Source organism: Actinosynnema sp. NPDC020468, from assembly GCF_040642015.1.
Classification (GTDB): domain Bacteria; phylum Actinomycetota; class Actinomycetes; order Mycobacteriales; family Pseudonocardiaceae; genus Actinosynnema.
Map to the genome: position 1 here is coordinate 32,721 of NZ_JBFAEO010000056.1, position 18,274 is coordinate 50,994.

General features: G+C 74.0%; 10 protein-coding genes. All 10 read left to right on the forward strand.

From position 1 onward, the window contains the following. Nucleotides 1-315 precede the first annotated feature (315 nt). Entirely contained in the window at nucleotides 316-1,716 is a 1,401-nt protein-coding gene (locus AB0G50_RS30555; protein ID WP_360115483.1) for an acyltransferase domain-containing protein, read from the forward strand. 9 nt (nucleotides 1,717-1,725) lie between these two features. Then, nucleotides 1,726-7,650, forward strand: a complete 5,925-nt coding sequence (locus AB0G50_RS30560) for an SDR family oxidoreductase (protein ID WP_360115486.1) — start codon at nucleotides 1,726-1,728, stop codon at nucleotides 7,648-7,650. Beyond that, nucleotides 7,647-9,032, forward strand: coding sequence for a cytochrome P450 (locus AB0G50_RS30565; protein ID WP_360115489.1), 1,386 nt, complete (start codon nucleotides 7,647-7,649; stop codon nucleotides 9,030-9,032). The genes AB0G50_RS30560 and AB0G50_RS30565 overlap by 4 nt, the downstream gene beginning before the upstream one ends. Next, nucleotides 9,029-11,305, forward strand: a complete 2,277-nt coding sequence (locus AB0G50_RS30570; protein WP_360115492.1) for a KR domain-containing protein — start codon at nucleotides 9,029-9,031, stop codon at nucleotides 11,303-11,305. Before AB0G50_RS30565 ends, AB0G50_RS30570 begins: the two co-directional genes overlap by 4 nt. Continuing rightward, nucleotides 11,302-12,516, forward strand: a complete 1,215-nt coding sequence (locus tag AB0G50_RS30575) for a cytochrome P450 (protein ID WP_360115495.1) — start codon at nucleotides 11,302-11,304, stop codon at nucleotides 12,514-12,516. Before AB0G50_RS30570 ends, AB0G50_RS30575 begins: the two co-directional genes overlap by 4 nt. Further along, nucleotides 12,513-13,514: a hypothetical protein gene (locus AB0G50_RS30580; RefSeq protein ID WP_360115497.1), complete on the forward strand. Its 1,002-nt coding sequence runs from the start codon at nucleotides 12,513-12,515 to the stop codon at nucleotides 13,512-13,514. The genes AB0G50_RS30575 and AB0G50_RS30580 overlap by 4 nt, the downstream gene beginning before the upstream one ends. Further along, nucleotides 13,514-14,707: a cytochrome P450 gene (locus AB0G50_RS30585; RefSeq protein ID WP_360115499.1), complete on the forward strand. Its 1,194-nt coding sequence runs from the start codon at nucleotides 13,514-13,516 to the stop codon at nucleotides 14,705-14,707. The genes AB0G50_RS30580 and AB0G50_RS30585 overlap by 1 nt, the downstream gene beginning before the upstream one ends. Next, nucleotides 14,704-15,444 (forward strand): SDR family NAD(P)-dependent oxidoreductase, encoded by a 741-nt coding sequence (locus tag AB0G50_RS30590; protein ID WP_360115502.1) that lies wholly within the window; start codon nucleotides 14,704-14,706, stop codon nucleotides 15,442-15,444. The genes AB0G50_RS30585 and AB0G50_RS30590 overlap by 4 nt, the downstream gene beginning before the upstream one ends. 90 nt (nucleotides 15,445-15,534) lie before the next feature. Then, nucleotides 15,535-16,701: an MFS transporter gene (locus AB0G50_RS30595; protein ID WP_360115505.1), complete on the forward strand. Its 1,167-nt coding sequence runs from the start codon at nucleotides 15,535-15,537 to the stop codon at nucleotides 16,699-16,701. Nucleotides 16,702-16,741: 40 nt separating this feature from the next. Beyond that, entirely contained in the window at nucleotides 16,742-17,533 is a 792-nt protein-coding gene (locus AB0G50_RS30600; protein WP_360115508.1) for an aldehyde dehydrogenase family protein, read from the forward strand. The last annotated feature ends 741 nt before the right edge of the window (nucleotides 17,534-18,274 follow it).

Consider the following 18,274-nt stretch of genomic DNA (forward strand, 5'->3'; position numbering starts at 1 on the left):
GCCCTAACCTCGAATCACGGCAGGCATGCCGTACTGGGGCGATTCTTCTGGGGGAACGTTGAGCACCATGTGCCGTGGATCTTCGGCCGGTACCCCGGTCTGATCCGCACGTCGCTTTCACCGCGGTCCGGCGTGTGCATTCCGCGCCGCCGAACCGCCGACTCGCGCGCCGGTTCTCCGACGCGTGCGCACAATCGGGCGGCGCTGCCCTTTTTCCGCCACGGCATGGACCGCCGTGGTTCGGTCGCGCGCTTTCGGCGCCCCTTGGATGTCGGCCGCGCACATACCGACTCGACGAGACGATGGAGAGAACACATGGCTGACGGCGAGGTCGTAGTCCTGTTTCCCGGCCAGGGCGCCTTCGACGGCGCGGCACTGGCCCTGGCGAACCGCGCGCACCCGCAGGTGGCGCAGACGTTCAAGGCGGTCGACCAGGTCTCGGTGGAGCTGTACGGACGACCGGTGAGCGACCTGGTGCTCGACGGCGAGGTCGAGATCGGGCGGCTGCTGGACGACGAGCCGTGGGTGTCGCAGCTCGCGATCTACGCCACCAGCCTGGCCGCGTACCGGGTGCTGGCCGACCACGGCCTGCGGCCCGACGTGCTGGCGGGCCACAGCCTCGGCGAGATCACCGCGCTGGTCGCGGCGGGCGCGTTCTCGGTGGAGGACGGCGCGCGGATCGTCGCGACGCGCGTCGCGGTGATCGCGGAGCAGGACGGGACCGACGGCCGGATGGTCGCGCTCGGGGTGGACGCCCGGCGCGCGGCGGCGATCGTGGACCTGATCGCCGACCCGCTGCTGGCCGTCGCCACGGAGAACCACGATCAGCAGACCGTCCTGTCCGGTCCGGCCGCCGCGGTGGAGCGCGTCGTCGGGATCGCGGGTCACCTCCAGGTCGGCGCGGTCGAGCTGCGCGCGCCGTTCCCGTTCCACACCCCCGCGCTCGCGCCGGCCGCCCCGGTGTTCGCCGCGCGGATCCGGGACCTGACCCAGCACGCGCTGGAGATCCCGGTGTACTCGCCGATCCTCGAGCGCTACTACGAGCCGACCGACGACCTCGGCGCGTTGCTGGCCGAGCACTTCGTCCGCCCGGTGCGGTTCGCCTCCGCGGTGCGGGCGCTGCGCGAGGCGGGCGGGCGGCACTTCGTGGAGGCGGGCGGCAAGGCGGCGCTGACCACGGCGGTGCGCAAGCTGCTCGGCGAGGAGGTGACGGCGGGCGCGTCGTTCACCACCGACCGGGACGGCGCGTTGGCGTTGCACGGCACGCTGATCGCGTTGCGCGGCGCGGGGTTGGCCGACGGCGTGGCGGGCGGGCTGCGCGAGGTGCTGGCGCCCGGTGTGGCGCAGGACGTGTTCGAGCGGTTCTGGGTGAGCCGGGGCGCGGAGGTCGTGGCGCTGGCCGGGACGCTGCTGGCCGAGTTCACCGCCGCCGCACCCGTCGCGGTCGCCGCGCCCGTGGTGGTCGAGGTGGACCGGGACGCGGTGGCCGCGACCGTGCGGCTGACCTACGCCACCGCGCTGGAGTACCCCGAGGAGGTGTTCACCGAGGACGTGCTGCTCGAGGCCGAACTCGGCGTCGACTCGGTGAAGCAGGTGGAGCTGCTCACCCGGGTGTCGCAGCAGTACGGACTGCCGCCGCGCGGCAGCGACTTCCGGCTGGCGGACTACGACACCATGGGCAAGATCGTCGACTTCGTCCTGACCCACCGGGTCTGAGGGGTCGGCATGACGAAACCACTGGACGGCAAGCTCGCGCTGGTCACCGGCGGGGCGCGGAACGTGGGTCGGGCGATCACCCGGGCGCTCGCGCGGCGCGGCGCGCACGTGCTGGTCAACTACTTCCACTCGCACGAGGAAGCCAAGCGCACCAAGGCGGAGCTGGAGGCCGAGGGCGCGACGGTCGACCTGATCCGGGCGTCGGTCGCCCGGCCCGAGCAGGTCGAGCGGATGTTCGCCGAGGTCCGGGAACGCTTCGGGTACCTGGACATCCTGGTCAACAACGCGGCGAACGGCGCGCTGGTGCCGGTCGCGGAGGTGACCGACGACCTGCTGGACCGCGCCGTGGACACGAACTACAAGGGCGGCCTGCGCTGCGCCCGCGCCGCCGCGCCGCTGATGGCCGCGCGCGGTGGCGGCTCGATCGTCACGGTGTCCGCGCTGGGCGGCTCGCAGATGGTGATGGCGAACTACCTGGCCTGCGCGCCGGCGAAGGCCGCGGCGGAGGCCGTCACCCGCTACCTGGCGGTGGAGTTCGCGCCGCTGAACATCCGCGTCAACACGGCGTCGGCGGCGATGCTGGTGAGCGAGGTCGCCGACGCGTTCCCGGACGCGGACCGCATGCAGGACGCCATCCGCGCCGCGACGCCGCTGGGCAGGCTCGGCACGCCGGAGGAGTTCGCCGACGTGGTGGCGTTCCTGGCGTCGGAGGACTCGCGCTGGATCACCGGCCAGGTCATCCTCGCCGACGGCGGCCTCACCCTGGGCGCGCCCCTGCTCTCCCCCGCACCGGCCGAGCAGGCGGTGGTCGCGCCGGAGGCGGAACGGACCTCCGCGGGCACCACTCCGGTCACGAAGGCGGCAGTGGTCGCGGCGGCGGTCGCGGCGGTCGCCGAGTCGGCGTCCCGGGCGACCGAGGTCGCGGCGGCGAACGGGCCGGCGACGGACGCCGCGCGGGTCGAGCCGGACGCGGTCCCGGTCGACAGGGCGGCCAAGCCCGAGGTGGAGCGGGCCGGTGCGCCGGTCACCACGCGGCCGGTCGCCGCCGACGAGGCGTGTGACGACGACATCGCCGTGGTGGGCATGGGGTTGGCGGTCGCGGGTGCGAACAGCCCGGACGAGTTCTGGCGGTTGCGGACCACCGGTGCCGAGTTGTTCGTGCCGGTGCCCGAGGACCGGTGGGAGCGGGTCAACTTCCACTCCGCCGACACCGCCGCCGAGGACAAGTCCTACCAGGACACCTGCGTGTTCATCACCGGGTTCGAACCGGACGCCGACGTGCTGCCCGGGTTGCCGCCCGCCGACGACCACGAGCTGACCACCCTGTGGCTGCGGCACTCGTTGGCGCAGGCGTTGCGCGGGGTGGCGAAGGACGAGGGCACCCGGTTCTCGTTCACCGTCGGGTACACGCCCGACGGCAGTCAGCACCTCGAGGAAGCCGGCGTGCTGGCCGCGGTCGAGGACCGGGCGCGGCGGCTCGCGGGCGACCTGGACGACGGGTTGGTCGACCGGGTCAAGGACGTGCTGGCCAGGCGGTACCGGCGCGGCGGCCAGGGTCCGTCGCGGTTCCTGCCGCACCGGGTCGGCGACCTCGCGCTGCGCGGGCTGCTGCCCGACGACACCGAGCTGCAAATGGTGGACACGGCGTGCTCGTCCTCCCTCTACGCCATCGACATCGGCATCAAGGGGCTGCTCCAGGGCAAGCACGACATCGCGGTGGCCGGTGGCGCGTTCGCCCTCGGACCCCGCGGCACGGTGCTGTTCTCCAAGCTCCAGGGCCTGTCCAAGCGCGGCGCGGTGCACGCGCTCGACGCCACCTCCGACGGCGTGATCTTCGCCGACGGCGCGGGCGTGGTGGTGCTCAAGCGACTCAGCCGGGCGCGCGAGGACGGCGACACCGTGCTGGCCGTGCTCAAGGCGTTCGGCTCGTCGTCGGACGGCAAGGGCAAGGCGATCTACGCGCCCAACTCGGCGGGCCAGGACCTCGCGGTCGGACGCGCGCTCGCGGGCGGCGTGTCCGGTTCGGACGTGGACTGGGTCATCGCGCACGCCACCGGCACCCCGGCGGGCGACCTGGCCGAGTTCACCACGCTGCGGCAGCACTTCGGGACCGAGCGGAAGACCTACGTCACCTCGAACAAGTCGCTCGTCGGGCACACCGGCTGGGCGGCGGGCGTGGTGTCGCTGATCGAGGCGGCGCTGGCGTTGGAGCACGGCGTGATCCCGCACCAGTTCCGGTTCACCTCGCCCCCGGAGGACTTCCGCATCGAGGAGACCCGGCTGGAGATCCCGACCGAGCCGGTCGCGTGGCGGGCGCGGGAGGGCAGGCGGCGCACCGTCTCGGTGTCCGGCTTCGGGTTCGGCGGTACGAACGCGCACCTCGTGGTGCAGGAGGACAAACCGGACGAGCCCGCGACACCGAGGCCCGCGGCCAAGCCCGGTCGGATCGCGCTCGTGGGCTGGTCGGCGCACGTGCCGGGGTTGACGCCGGACGACGTGCCCGGGTGGTTGCGCGGCGGTCGCGCGCCGGAGGCGAGCTTCGGCGACTTCTACCCGACGCCGCCGTTCCAGCAGATGAAGCTGCCGCCGGCCACGGTGCGCACCATCGACCGCTGCCAGCTGATGGCGGTGAACTGCGCGCACCAGTTGCGCGACCAGCTCACCGACTTCTGGCAGGAGCGGTACCGCACCACGGGCGTGTTCGTGGGCAACATGGGCCCGACCCGCGCGGCGATGCTGTTCGCGAACCGGTGCTACCTCGACGACGTCGAGCACGCGCTGACCTCCGACCCGGCCACGTCCGGGCAACCCGGGTTGGACGTGCTGTTGGAACGCTTGCGGGACAAGGTGCGCGGCGAGGTGCCACCGTCCAATGAGGACGCTTTCCCGGGCATGATGCCGAACGTGATCTCGGCCCGGGTCGCGAACTACTTCGACCTCAAGGGCGCGAACATCACGCTGGACTCGGGTTTCGGCTCGGCGCTGACCGCGATCGAGACCGCGAGCCGCTACCTGCGCACCGGCGAGCTGGAGTTCGCGCTGGCGGGCGGGGTCAACGGCAACAGCCTGCCGGAGTACCGGGCGCTGCTCGCCGACCTGCCCGGCCCGCGCGTCGAGGACCCGGCCGAGGGCGCGTTCCTGTTCGCCCTGACCACCGAGGAGATCGCCGCGCGGTCGGGGCTGCGGGTGCTGGGGTACCTGGACGACGCGCCCGGCGACGAGCCGGCCGACCTCGCGCACGCCCGCTACCTGGGCGCGTCCGGCGCGGTGTCGATCCTCGAGGCGCTGCACGGTCCGGCGCGCCGGGTCCCGCTCGGCTCGGGGCTCGCGCTGCACGTCACCGGCGTGCTCGCCGACGGGGCACCGGCCGACGTCGTGCCGGCGCGGTTCGCGAACGGGGACGAGTACGCGCCGGGCGCGCCGACGGTCGTGCGCCGCCAGGTGCCCGAGCTGACGCCGATCCCGACGGCGGCGGTCCGCGAACGGGTGCCGTTCCTGCCTTCCGGCGTGGTCGTGCTGACCGACCTGCCGGACCTCGGCGCGGACCTGCGGCACCTGCCGGCGGACGCGCTGGTGCTGTCCACCGCGCCGCTGGACGTGACCCGACCCGGCTGGACGCACCTCGCGAAGGTGACACCGGAGTCGGTGCGGGCCGCGCTGGCGGGCCGGGAGGTGCGGCACCTGCGGGTGGTCGCCGACCTGAGCCGGACCGCGCCCGCGCCGCGCTGCCTGAGCGGGGGCGCGGACTCGGTGATCGCGCTGCACGACGCGGCGTTCCTGGTGGCGCAGGCGGCGCACGCGTCGCTGGACGCCGCCGGGTCGTCGTTCGTCACCGTGCTGCTGGGCGCGGTGGAGGGTCGCACGCCGCACCCGTTCGCCGGGTTGTTCAGCGGTCTGGTGAAGTCCGCGTTCCTGGAGTTCGGCGCCGGCCTGGTGTTCGCGCTGTGCACCGACACGACCCGGGTCCGGACGGCGGCGCTGGCCGCGGAGAACGAGTCGGCGCTGCGCCGGAGGTTCCCGACGGTGTACGAGGTCGACGGGCTGCGGCTGGCCTACGAGCTGGTGGACGAGGAGGCCGAGCCGCTCGCGGAGGCGGTGCTGACCCGCGAGTCGACCGTGGTCGCGTTCGGCGGCGCGCGCGGCATCACCGCCGAGGTGGTCAAGGCGGTGGCCGAGCACTACGGGTCGCGGATCTACGTGGTCGGCAGCAACCCCGTGGCGGAGTACCCGGCCGCGGTGTTCGAGGGCGACGACGAGGCGTTCGCGGCGACGAGGCAGGCGCACATCCGGGCCGGGCTCGGTTCCGGTCGCACGGTGGCGCAGCTCAACCGGGACTTCGACCGGATGGTCGACGCCCGCGCCGCGCACCGCAACATCGGCGCCATGGCCGCGCACAGCGGCGAGGGTCGGGTCACCTACCTGCGCTGCGACGTGCTGGACCCGGACGACGTGGCCCGGGTGGTCGACGCGGTGCTGGCCGAGGCCGGCTCGGTGGACCTGGTGCTCAACGCGCCGGGCCGCAACCGGTCGGCGCGGATCGCGGACAAGGACTTCGCCGAGTTCACCGCGATCCGGGACCTCAAGCTGCGCGGGTACCGCAACCTCAAGCGGGCGTTCGCGGCGAGCCCGCCCCGGCTGTGGTGCAACTTCGGCTCGTTGCTCGGCCACTACGGCCAGCTCGGCGAGCCGGACTACGCGTCGGGCAACGACTTCCTGGCCACCGCGGCGTCCTACGCGGGCGGCGGTGAGTTCACCGTCGGCTGGACGCTGTGGGACGGCGTCGGCATGGGCGCCAACGAGCTGACCAAGGCGTACTTCGAGCGCGCCGGCTCCTACAGCCACATGGCGATCCCCGAGGGCGTGCACCACTTCGTGCGCGAACTCCAGGCGTCGGTGCGCCGGCCGTCGACCGTGCACCTGGGCGAGGCCGAGTGGGCGACGGTCGCGAAGTTCTACCCCGCGCCCGCGGTGACGCCGTTCTACCTGCGCGAGCGGGTGTCGTCCGGCCCGGGCGAGGCGGTGCACGAGTGCCGGTTCGACCTGGACACCGACGCCTACCTGGAGCACCACCTGGTGCGCGACCACCCGACGCTGCCGGGCACGTTCGTCACCGAGATCGCGGCCGAGGCCGCGCGGGACCTGGTGCCGGGCAAGCAGGTGGTGGCGTTCGAGGACCTTCGGTTCCTCAACTTCCTGCGGGTGCACCGCGATCTGCCGACCGCGCCCAAGCGGATCCACGCGCGGGTGGTCGCCGACACCGACGAGGTCACCGAGGTCGAGGTGCGGATCACCACGGACGTGGTGTCGCCGACCGGGGTGCTGCTGGTCCGCGACCGGCCGCACTTCACCGCGCGCGTGCTGCTGCACGCCGAGACACCGCCCGCGCCGAGCTGGCCCGCGTGGTCGGCCGAGGGCGCGCTGCCGGTGGTCGACCCGTACCACGTGGCCGGGTCGCCGGTGACGCTGACCGGGCCGTTCGTGTCCACTTCGGACACCCGCTGGACACCGCGCGGCAAGCGGGCCCGGTACCGGGTCGGGCTGACCGACCCGGTGTGGGAGCGGTTCACCATGCCGGCGGTGCTGCTCGACGGGTTGGCCCGCACCGGCGTGCTGAACCTGCTGGAGGGCCGGTACGTGCCGATCGCCGCGCCGCTGTCGATCCGCCGGATCGACCTCTACGAGCAGGGCAACGACGTGGAGCTGGTGCGCCGGCACGGGCACCTGGAGCTCTACGCCGAGCCCGCCGGTTTCGGGCTGGACGAGTCCGCGCCCGGCAACAGGTTCGTCGCCGCGACGCCGGACGGCCGGGTCGTCGCGCAGATGAAGGACATGCGCGCCACCGTGATCGGCTACGTCGACACGGTGACCGGCGGGTTCCACGAAGACCTCACCTCACTGCCCGACGGGGCGCTCGCGGGGGTGGCAGGCGCATGACCGAGGCCCGGGAGGACCACGTGGTGACGCAGCAGCCGACGCCGAAGGAGGCGCCGGGACCGCAGGGCAGCGTGCTGTTCGGCGCGCTCAGCGAGTTCAAGAAGGACACCCTGCGGCTGCTGGTGGAACTGCGCCGGCAGTACGGCGGCGTCAGCCGGATGAAGATGGGCCCGTACCTGGTGCACCAGGTGACCTCGCCCGAGGCCGTGAAGCACGTGTTGCAGGACAACCCCCGCAACTACGTGCGCGGCCGCTTCTACCGCGGCTTCACCCTGTTCTTCGGTCGCGGCATGCTCACCACCGACGGACCGGAGTGGAAGGCGCGGCGCGCGGTGAGCCAGCCGTTCTTCCACAAGCCGCGGCTGCGGGCGGGCGCGCCGGTGATCACCGACACCGTCGGGCAGCTGTTCGACAAGTGGGACGGCGTGGCCGACCGCGGCGAGCAGCTCGACATCACCGACGACATGATGTGGGTCGCGATGGGCGTGCTGGGCCGCCTGCTCTACGGGGTGGACCTGCGCGACTACGCGGAACGGCTGCTGCCGTCGGTGCGGTTCTCGCTCAAGGCGATGATCATCACCGGCGAGGTCAAGCAGATGCTGCCGAAGTGGATCCCGACGAGGTACCAGCGGGAGCTCAAGCGGCACCAGGCCGTGCTGAACGGCGTGATGGACGAGATCATCGACCTGCACCGCGCCGGTGGCGGCAGTCCGGACAGCGTGGTGACCGCGCTGCTGAACGGGCAGCACGCGGAGGGGCGGCCGTTCACCCAGCGGGAGATCAGGGCCGAGCTGAAAACCCTGTTCCTGGCCGGGCACGAGACCACCGGGTGCGCGCTGACCTGGACGCTGTACGCGGTGTCCCAGCACGCGGACGTGCGGCGGCGGCTCGAGGCAGAGCTCGCCGAGGTGCTCGACGGGCGCGCGCCGACCGCCGACGACCTGGCCGACCTGCCCTACCTGCGCCAGGTCGTGGACGAGACGCTGCGGATGTACCCGCCGATCTGGTTGTTCCCCCGGGACACCGTGGCGGACGACGTGATCGCCGGGTACCACGTGCCGGCGGGCACGACGGTGCTGATCCCGCCGTACGCGGCGCACCACGACCCGGAGCACTGGCCGAACCCGGAGGCCTTCGACCCGGAGCGGTTCTGCCCGGCGCGCAAGGCGCCCGACCGGTACGCGTACTTCCCGTTCGGCGGCGGCAACCGCAAGTGCATCGGGATGGACCTGGCGCTGCTGGAGCTGCAACTGGTGGTGGCGATGGTCGTGCAGCGGTACCGGCTCGACCTCGCGGGCGGCAACCCGGTGCGGGCGGCGGCGCTGGTGTCGTTGCGCCCGCAGCCGCAGGTGATGATGGCCGTGCACCGGAGGAAGTCGTGACCGCGCTCGTCGAGGCGCCGGCGCGGGCGTGGACCACGACGTCGGCCGGTCGGATCCGGTGGACCCTCGCGGCCGCTCCCCCGCTGCCCGGCGGGCCGTCGGAGTTGTTGCGCGGCAAGCGGGTCCGGGTGCTCAACGGCACGCCGGAGACGGCCGGCGCGGTCGCCGCCGAGCTGGTCGGCGCGGGCGCGGTGGTGGTCGACGGCGGCGTGGTCGACGCGCTGGTGGACCTGACGCTGCCGCCCGGCGCGGCGGACTACCGCGCGGCGCTGGGTCGCACGGTGGCCGCGGTGCGCGCGGTGTACGAGGACTGGGCGGCCGAGTCGTCGGCGACCCGGATCGGCTACGTCGCGGTGACCTACCTCGGCGGCACGATGGGGTACCGCGAGGACGTGCGGCCGGACCAGCCGCTCGGCGGGGTGTGGGCCGGGTTCGCCAAGACCCTGCACCGGGAGATCCCGAACTGCAACGCGCGGGTGCTCGACGTGGCGGACGTGGCGGCGCTGCCGGGTCTGCTGGTGCGCGAGCTGTACCGGTGGGGGCTGTTCGAGGTCGGCCACCGGGACGGGCGGCGCACCACCCTGGCCGCCCGGCACGAGCCGGTCGGGTCCAACGCCGTCCGTCTGGGACCGGACGACACGGTGCTGGTGTCCGGCGGCGGGCGCGGCATCGGGTTCCGGTTGGCCCGCACGCTCGCCGAGGAGTTCGACTGCCGGGTCGTGGTGACCGGCCGGCAGCAGCTGCCGACCGGGTCGCCGCCGTGGGCCGGCTTGTCCGAGGCGGAGTTCAAGCGGTACCGCAACGGGTTGCTGGTGCGCCGGTCCGAGCCGCTCGCCGCGGTGCGCCGGACGATCGAGGGCATCACCCGGTCCCGGGAGCTGCTCGCGAACCTGGCGGACGCGCGGGCCGCCGGCCTGCGGATCTCCTACGAGCACTGCGACTTCACCGACCGCGCGCGGGTCGCCGGGCTGGTCGCGGACCTCGGCCGGGTCACCGGCGTGGTGCACAACGCGGGCGTGGACCACCCGGTCCGCCTGCCGCGCAAGTCCGACGCGGACTTCGCCGGCACCGTGGAGACCAAAGTGGACGGTTTCCGGTCGCTGTTCGACGCGGTGCGGCACCTGCCGCTGAAGTTCTTCTGCAACGTGGGCTCGCTGACCGGGCGGCTGGGCGGCATGGTCGGCCAGCTGGACTACGCGGCGGCCAACGACGGGTTGGCCCGGCTCGGGCTGTGGGCCCGCGGCGAGGTGGCCTTCCCGGTGTCGACGCTGTGCTGGCCGACGTGGGAGCGGTTGGGCATGGTGGCGAACTTCGAGGCCACCCTGCGGTACATGGCCCCGCTGGGCGTCGAGGACGGCGTCCGGCGGTGGGTCGCGGAGTTGCTCGCCGGCACGAGCGGTGAGGTCACGTTCGTGCTGCCGCTGGGTCCGGCGCTGACGCCGGTGCAGGCGGCGGGGTACCCGGCGAGCACCGACGTGCCGGGGTTCGCCGACGTGCTGCCCCGCGTCGGCCACCTCGGCACGCTCGTCGCGTCCCGGCCGCACGAGTGGCAGACCGCGGACGTGCTGTTCGACCGGACCTGCGCGCCGGTGCTCGCCGAGTTCGCGGTGGACGGCGTCGAGGCGGTGCCGGTGTCGGTGCTGCTGGAGAACGCCGCGCGGGCCGCGGAGTGGGTGACGCCGGAGGACCTGCCGCGGCTGGTGCTGGACCGGGTGGACGACCTCGTGGTGCACCCGGCCGGGTTGGCGCTGCGCGACGGGCGGACCACGTTGCGGCGCACGCTGACCGGGCGGCACGAGGGCGACGAGTGGGTGGTGCTGGCCGAGTACGCGACGGCCTCGGGCGACCCGGTCGCCTCGGCCCGGCTGGCGCACCGCGTCGTCGGACGGCCGCACCGGGTCGCCGCCCTGCCGCCCGCGGGCGTGCTTCCCGAACCGACCGGCGGGCACCTGCTGTGCTGGCGCGGTCGGGTGCTGCCGGTCGCCCGCGACGGGGTGGTCGGCGCGGTGCTGCCCGAGGACCTGTGGGTGCTGCCGCAGGCGCCGCGCTCCCTGCTGCCGCACGCGGCGCTGGAGAACGCGCTGCGCTTGGCGTTCGGCCACCACGTCGACCGGCTCGCGGTGCGCCGGATCGCCCTGCACGACCGAGGCGCGGCGCACGGGCCGTGCCGGATCGACGCCGACCCGGCTTCCGGGCGCCTGCGGGTGTCGCGCGAGCCGTCCGGCACCCCCGTGCTCGACGTCCACCCCTTGCGACGAGGAGATCCGACATGACGACGACCGTCGACGGCGTGACGATGGCGGACGTCCACCGCCCCGAGTTCATCGCCGACCCGTACCCGCTGTACCGCCGCGTCCGGGAGATCGACCCGGTGTTCTGGGACGAGCGGGTGGGCGCGTGGCAGGTGACCGGGTACCGGGACGCGCTGACCGCGTTGCGCGACCCGAAGCTGTCCGCGCGCCGGCCGCAGTGGTCGCCCGAGCAGCGCGACGACCACCTGTCGGCGCCGTTGCGCGCGCTGTTCACCCAGGTTTTCGTCAGCGACCCGCCCGAGCACACCCGGCTGCGCAAGCTGATGGCCAAGCCGTTCCTGCCGCGCGCGGTCGAGTTGCTGCGCGGCGAGATCGAGCGGACCGCGGCCGAGCTGCTCGACCGGGTGGGCGACTCCGGCGAGATGGACTTCATGGCCGACTTCGCGATGGCGTTGCCCGCCGCGATCGTCGCGCGGGTCCTCGGCGTGCCGCTCGCGGACCGGCCGAAGATCTGGAAGCGGGTGCTGAGCTGGGGCGTCATGGTCGACGGCGGCCCGATGAGCGACGACAACCCCGACTACCACCTGGCCGGCATCGCGAAGTACATGGACTACTTCCGGGCGCAGGTCGCGTCCCGCCGGGAGAACCGCGCCGACGACCTGCTCCAGGCGTTGGCCGACGGGTTCGACGAGGGCCACTTCGACTCCGAGGAGGAGCTGCTCGGCAACCTGATCTTCGTGCTGACGGCCGGCCAGACCACGACCGCGCACCAGATCGGCAACACCGTGCTGGGGCTCGTGGCGCACCCGGACGTGCTGGCGCGGATCGGCGCGAACCCGTCGGTCGTGCCCGACGTGATGCCGGAGTTCCTGCGCTACGACTCGTCGGTGCAGCTGACGAAGCGGCGCGCGGTGCGGCCGGTCGAGCTCGGCGGGCACCTGATCTCCGAGGGCGAGGAGGTGTTCGTCTGGATCGGCGCGGCGCACCGCGACCCGGCCGCGTTCGCCGACCCGGACGTGCTGGACATCGACCGGCCCAAGACGCAGAACCTGGCGCTGGGCCACGGCGCGCACTACTGCCTCGGCGGTCAGCTCGGGCAGCTGGTGGCGGAGATCGCGCTGGAGTCGTTCGCCGCGCGGGTGCGCAACCCCCGGGTCGACCTGGCGAAGGTCGAGCGGACCGCGACGCCGACGTTCCGCGGTCCGCACGTGCTGCCGATGGTGTTCGGGTGACGACCCTGCTGGAGGCCGGCCGGTCCGCCGTGGTGGCGGACGGCCCGGCTCCGGCCGTGGTCCGGGCGGCGCTGCGGGCGTGCTCCGCGCGGCTGCCCCTGCTCGTCCTGTCCTGCCCCGACCCCGACCCGGCCGGGTTGGCCGCGGTCGCGGGGGCGTTCGGCGAGCTGGACGAGGCGGGCGTGCTGGTGGTCGCGCTGCGCCGGCTCGGCTCGGCGGGCGCGGTGGCCTCCCTGGCCGACGTGGTGCTGGCCGAGCCCGGGGTGCGCGGGCCGGCGGACCTGGTCGCGCCGGTGGCGGAGTTGGCGGACGCGGCGCAGTGGCTGCTGGGCGTGGGCGACGCGGGCCTGCCGACCGCTCCCGAGCCGGGCGGCTTCGTGCCGTTGCGCGGCGCGGGCGGTGGCGGCGTGGACTGGCGGCACGGCGTCCCGGTGATCACCGTGGACACCCGCGCGCTGTACCGGGCGGACGCGGCCGGTCCGCTGCGCCTGGCCGCGAAGCTCGCCCTGCCGGTGGTGATCACCGGCGACCCGACCGTCCCGACCGCTCGCCGGGACCCGTCCGAGGGACTCGGCCTCCCGACCGGGCCGTACTTCGGGGTGCGCGCGCGGCAACCGGGAACGGGCGACGCGCCGGGCGTGACCGGAGGTCGCGAGGTCCCGCCCGCCGGGTCGACCCGATCCCTGGACACCTGGGGATGGCATGCCCGCGGGCGTCCGGGGTCGGGCGTGCTCGGACCGCGCGAGGTCCCGATCCCGGCACAGCCCGGGTCGCGCGGTGAGTCGGACGCGGCGGCGTTCGCGGTGTTCGCGGGGAACCTGCGGCGGGTGGCGGGGTTGGCGGTGCCCGTCGTCGCGACCGGGCGGGATCGGTGGATCGGCGCGGTGGTCGACGAGGTCGTGACCGCGGCGGACGTGTCGGTGGCGGTGCGCGGGCTCTCGCTCGTGCCGCCCGTTTCGCTCGTCGCGGCGCGGCGGGCGCGGTCGAGGAGGTTCTAGTGCTGTTCCCGTTTCCCGACTACGCGGGCGTGGAGCCGTCCGCCGAGGCGCTCTCGCTCGTCGGCGCCGAGGCGTTGTGCCCGGCCCACCTGCGGTCGTCCGGGCGTGAGGTCACGCTGGTGACCCGGTACGAGGACGCGCGCGCCGTGCTCGCCGACGACCGGTTCAGCCGGGCCGCCGCCGTCGCGCTCACCATCACCGCGCGCAAGCCGACCTCGTTGCCCCTCAACGTGGTCGACCCGCCGGTGCACACCGGGCGCCGGCGGTCGATCTCGTCCGCGCTGAGCGCGCGCCGGATCCGCGATCTCCAACCGGGCATCGAGGAGTTGGCCGAGTCGCTCCTGGACGAGGTCGAGGCGGCCGACGGCGTGGTCGACCTCGGACCGGCGTTCGCCTGGCCGCTGCCGGTGATCGTGATCTGCCGGCTGCTCGGGCTGCCGGAGTCCGACCGCGCGGTGTTCCACCCGTGGGTCGAGGTGATGATGTCCATCGCCAAGCACTCCGAGGCCGAGGTCGGCGAGGCGCACCACCGGATGGCCGCGTACTTCACCGGGGTGTTGAAGGCCAAGCAGGCGCGGCTCGCGGCGGGCGGGGAGCCCGCGGACATGCTGGAGGAGCTGCTCCAGCCCGCCAACCCCGCGCTCGCGCTGCCGTTCGCCGACCTCGTCGTGCTGGGCACCGGGCTGCTGCTGGCCGGGTACGAGACGTCCGCGCACACGCTGACCGCGTGCCTGTACATCCTCATCCGGCACCCCGAGGCGGCCGACGCGCTGCGGGCCGAGCCCGACCGGGTGCCGCGCGCGGTCGAGGAGATGATGCGGTGGATGTCGCTCAACTCCACCGGCGGCGCGCTGCACGTGGCCACCGAGGACGTGGAGCTGCCCGGCGGCACGATCCCCGCCGGCGGCGTGGTGCTGCCGCTGACCGACGTGGCCAACCGGGACCCGGCGGTGTTCTCCTGCCCGGCAGACCTGGACTGGGCGCGCGCGGACAACCCGCACCTGTCGTTCGGGCACGGCAGGCACCGCTGCCCCGGCGCGACGCTGGGTCGGGTCGAGGTGGAGATCGGGGTCCGGGCGTTCCTGCGGCGGTTCCGCCGCGTCGAGCTGGCGGTGCCGGTGGAGGAGTTGTCGTGGCGGGACAAGACGTTCATCCGGGGCTTGGCGGAACTCCCCGTCCGGGTGAAACCGTGAGCCCGGTGGCGGTGGTGACGGGCGCGGGGCGCGGCATCGGCCGGGCGGCCGCGATCGCGTTGCGGGACAAGGGTTACTCGGTCGTCGCGCTGGACGTGGACGAGTCGGCCGAAGAGGTGGCCGCGCTGGTCAACGGACGGGCGGCGCGCTGCGACGTGTCCGACCCGGCCGCGGTGACCGACTTCGCTTCGTCACTGGAATCTGTACACCTTCTGGTGAACAACGCCGGAGTGGTGGAATTCGGACCACTCGATTCGGTGACACCCGAGCGGTTCCACCGGGTGGTCGGGGTGAACCTGCTCGGCACGCTGCTGATGACCCAGGCGTGCGCGAAGTTCCTCGAGCAGTCCGGCGGCAGCGTGGTGAACGTGTCGTCCGTGCTGGCGCGCCACCCGCTCGCGGGCGCCGGGATCTACCCCGCCACCAAGGCCGCGCTCATCGCGCTGACCAGGCAGGCCGCCCTGGAGTACGCCGCGCGCGGCGTCCGGGTGAACGCGGTCGCGCCGGGGCTCGTCCGCACGCCGGGCATGCGCGGCGCGTACGGCGACACCGAGGAGGAGGAGCGAAGGCGCGGCGCGTTCCTGCCGCTGGGCAGGCTCGGCGAGCCGGAGGACGTCGCCGGCGTGATCGCGTTCCTGGCGTCCGACGACGCGCGTTACCTGACCGGACAGGTGATTTCACCCGATGGTGGACTCGACGTGGCCACGCTGCGGTTGCTGCACCGCGCGTTCTCCTAAAGGTTGGATGATCGTCAAACTGTTCGTTGACCGCCCTGATGGCCCGTCGATAGTATGACGATCATCAAACAGTAAGAAGGGGGCCTAGCCATGTACCGCAGCTTGTTCGTGCTCGCCCTGGGTACGTTCGCGATAGGCACGGACGGGTTCGTGATCGCGGGCATCCTGCCGGAGGTGGGCGCCGACCTGAACCTCAGCGTCACCGCCGCCGGCCAGCTGGTGACCGTGTTCGCGCTCTGCTACGCGGTGCTCTCGCCCGTGCTCGCGGCCGCGACCGCGCGGTGGAGCAGGCGCACCCTGCTGCTCACCGCGCTGACCCTGTTCGTGGTGGGCAACGCGCTGACCGCGATCGCGCCGACCTACCCGCTCGTGCTCGCGAGCCGGGTGATCGCCGCGATCGGCGCCGCCGGGTACGCCGCCGCCGCCACCGCGGCCGCCGCCACCCTCGCGCCGCCGGAGAAGCGCGGCACCGCGCTGGCCGTCGTCCTGGGCGGCACCAGCGTGTCCACCGCGCTGGGCGCGCCGATCGGGACGCTGCTCGCCACCGTGACCACGTGGCGCGGCACGATGTGGTTCGTCGCCGCGCTCGGCCTGCTGTGCTTCGTGGGCGTGGCCGCGCTGCTGCCCGCGATCCCGACGCTGCCGCCGGTGGGCCTGGCCCAGCGCCTCGCGCCGCTCAAGGACAAGCGGGTGGCGACGATCCTGCTCGGCACGCTGCTCGCGTTCGTCAGCCTCTACAGCGTCTACACCTACATCAGCGTGTCGTTCGACCGCGCCACCGGCGGTTCCGGCGAGACGTTGACCGTGCTGCTGTTCGCGTGGGGCGTGGCGGCGGTCGTGGGCAACTTCGGCGCGGGCGCGCTCACCGACAAGTTCGGCAGCCGCCGGGTGCTCAACGTGAGCCTCGTGGTGCTGGCGGTCGACTTCGCCCTCATGCCGTTCACGAGCGCGTACCTGGTCACCGGCATCGTCGCCGTCGTGGTGTGGAGCATCGCGGGCTGGGCGCTGATCGTGCCGCAGCAGCACCGCCTGATCGGGGTGAACCCGGCGCTCGCGCCGATCGTGCTGGCGCTCAACGGCACCGCCCTGTACCTGGCGATCTCGCTGTCCGGCCTGGTCGGCGCGGCGGGCGTGTCCCTGGTCGGCACCCACAACCTGGGCCTGATCGCGGCCGTCGGCCTGGTCCTCGCGCTGGTCGTCGCCGAGCGGGCGCACGCGCTGACCCGCAAGCCCGCGACTCCCGCGCCGGTCGGCTGACGTGTCGCCGCCGGTCAGGTCCGCGTCGGAGGTGCGGCACATGCTCATCGACGGCAGGTGGGTGGACGCGGTCGGCGGCGACCGCTTTCCCACCGTCGACCCGGAGTGCGGTGTCGAACTCGCGACCGTGCCCCAGGCCCGGTCCGCCGATGTGGACCTCGCGGTGCGGGCGGCCGGGAGGGCCGTCCGCGCCGGGTCGCCGTGGCGCACGATGGCGGCCGCCGGGCGCGGTCGCCTGCTGCGTCGGATCTCCGACCTGGTGCTGGAGAACGGCGAGGAGCTGGCGCTGGTCGCGTCCATGGACGACGGCCGACCGGTCACCTTCGCCCGCTACGCCGACGTGCCGATGGCCGCGCAGCTGTTCCGGCACATGGCCGACCGGGCCGACCGGGTCGTCCGCGCCCCGATCGGCGTGGTCGGCCAGATCCTGCCCCGCCACTCGCCGTTGCTGATGGCGGTGTGGCGGCTGGCGCCGGCGCTGGCGGCCGGGTGCGCGGTGGTGCTGAAACCGGCGGGCGACACCCCGCTGCCCGCGCTGTGGATCGCGGAACTGGTCCAGCAGGCGGGCGTACCGGACGGCGTCGTGAACGTGCTGACCGGAGACCACCACACCGGACGAGCCTTGATCACCCACCAGGGCGTGGACGCCGTGGCGTTCACCGGCTCGGCCGAAACGGGCCAGGCGATCGCGACCCTGGCCGCCGCCCACCCGCGGCCCGTGCTGCTGGAGGTGGGCGGCAACGCGCCGGACGTGGTGCACGGCGGCGGGGACCTGGCGCACGCGCTGGCCGGGCCGATGGGCGACGAACTGCTGCGCGACTACCTCAGGTGAACGCCGGGAACGCCGGTGTGCCAAGCCTTTCCCGGCGCACCGGCGCACCGGCGTTCGGCTGGCCTTCGCGGCGTCGGGTACTCGCGGCGCGCCCGCCGGCTCAGCCGAGCGTCAACGCCACGTCGCCCCGGCGGGCGGCCTCGTCGCCGAACGACACCTTGCCCCGGTGGGGTCACCTCGACCTGGTGGATCCGGTCGGCACGTCGGTCGCGGTGAAGTCGAACGCGCACACGCCGCCCCAGGGCCACCGCCTTCCCCCGCCGCGTCGTAGACGGTGACCCGCGCCCCCTCCGCGATGTCGGCGTAGCCGCCGGCGCACTCGCCCGCGAACGTCTTCGGCGCGGCCGGCCCGCCGGACAGCGGCACAGCTCCGACGGCGAGGAGGACGAGGAGAGCGATCGCGCGGCGGTGGGACGACGCCGCGACCTGGTGCGGTTGCGCGAATTCCGGTGGTGACGAGGGGTTTCCGTCGGGCGCGGCGGCGAAGTCGTTCGTGGTGTTCTCCGACCACGGGACGACCGGGATACGTCTCCTGGTCGAATGACCACTCCCCCGCGTTACGCCTGACCGGCGTCGCGCCACGGCGCCGAATCGACCAGGCCACCTCGCCGAGCGCGGGGCGGGGGGGGGCGGGGGGGCCGCGGCGGCCCGGCCGGCGGCCGCCGGGGGGGGCCCGCCCCCCCCCCCCGCGCCCTGGTTGCGCGACGGCGACGTCGTCGTGGTGACCAGCAAGGTGATGTC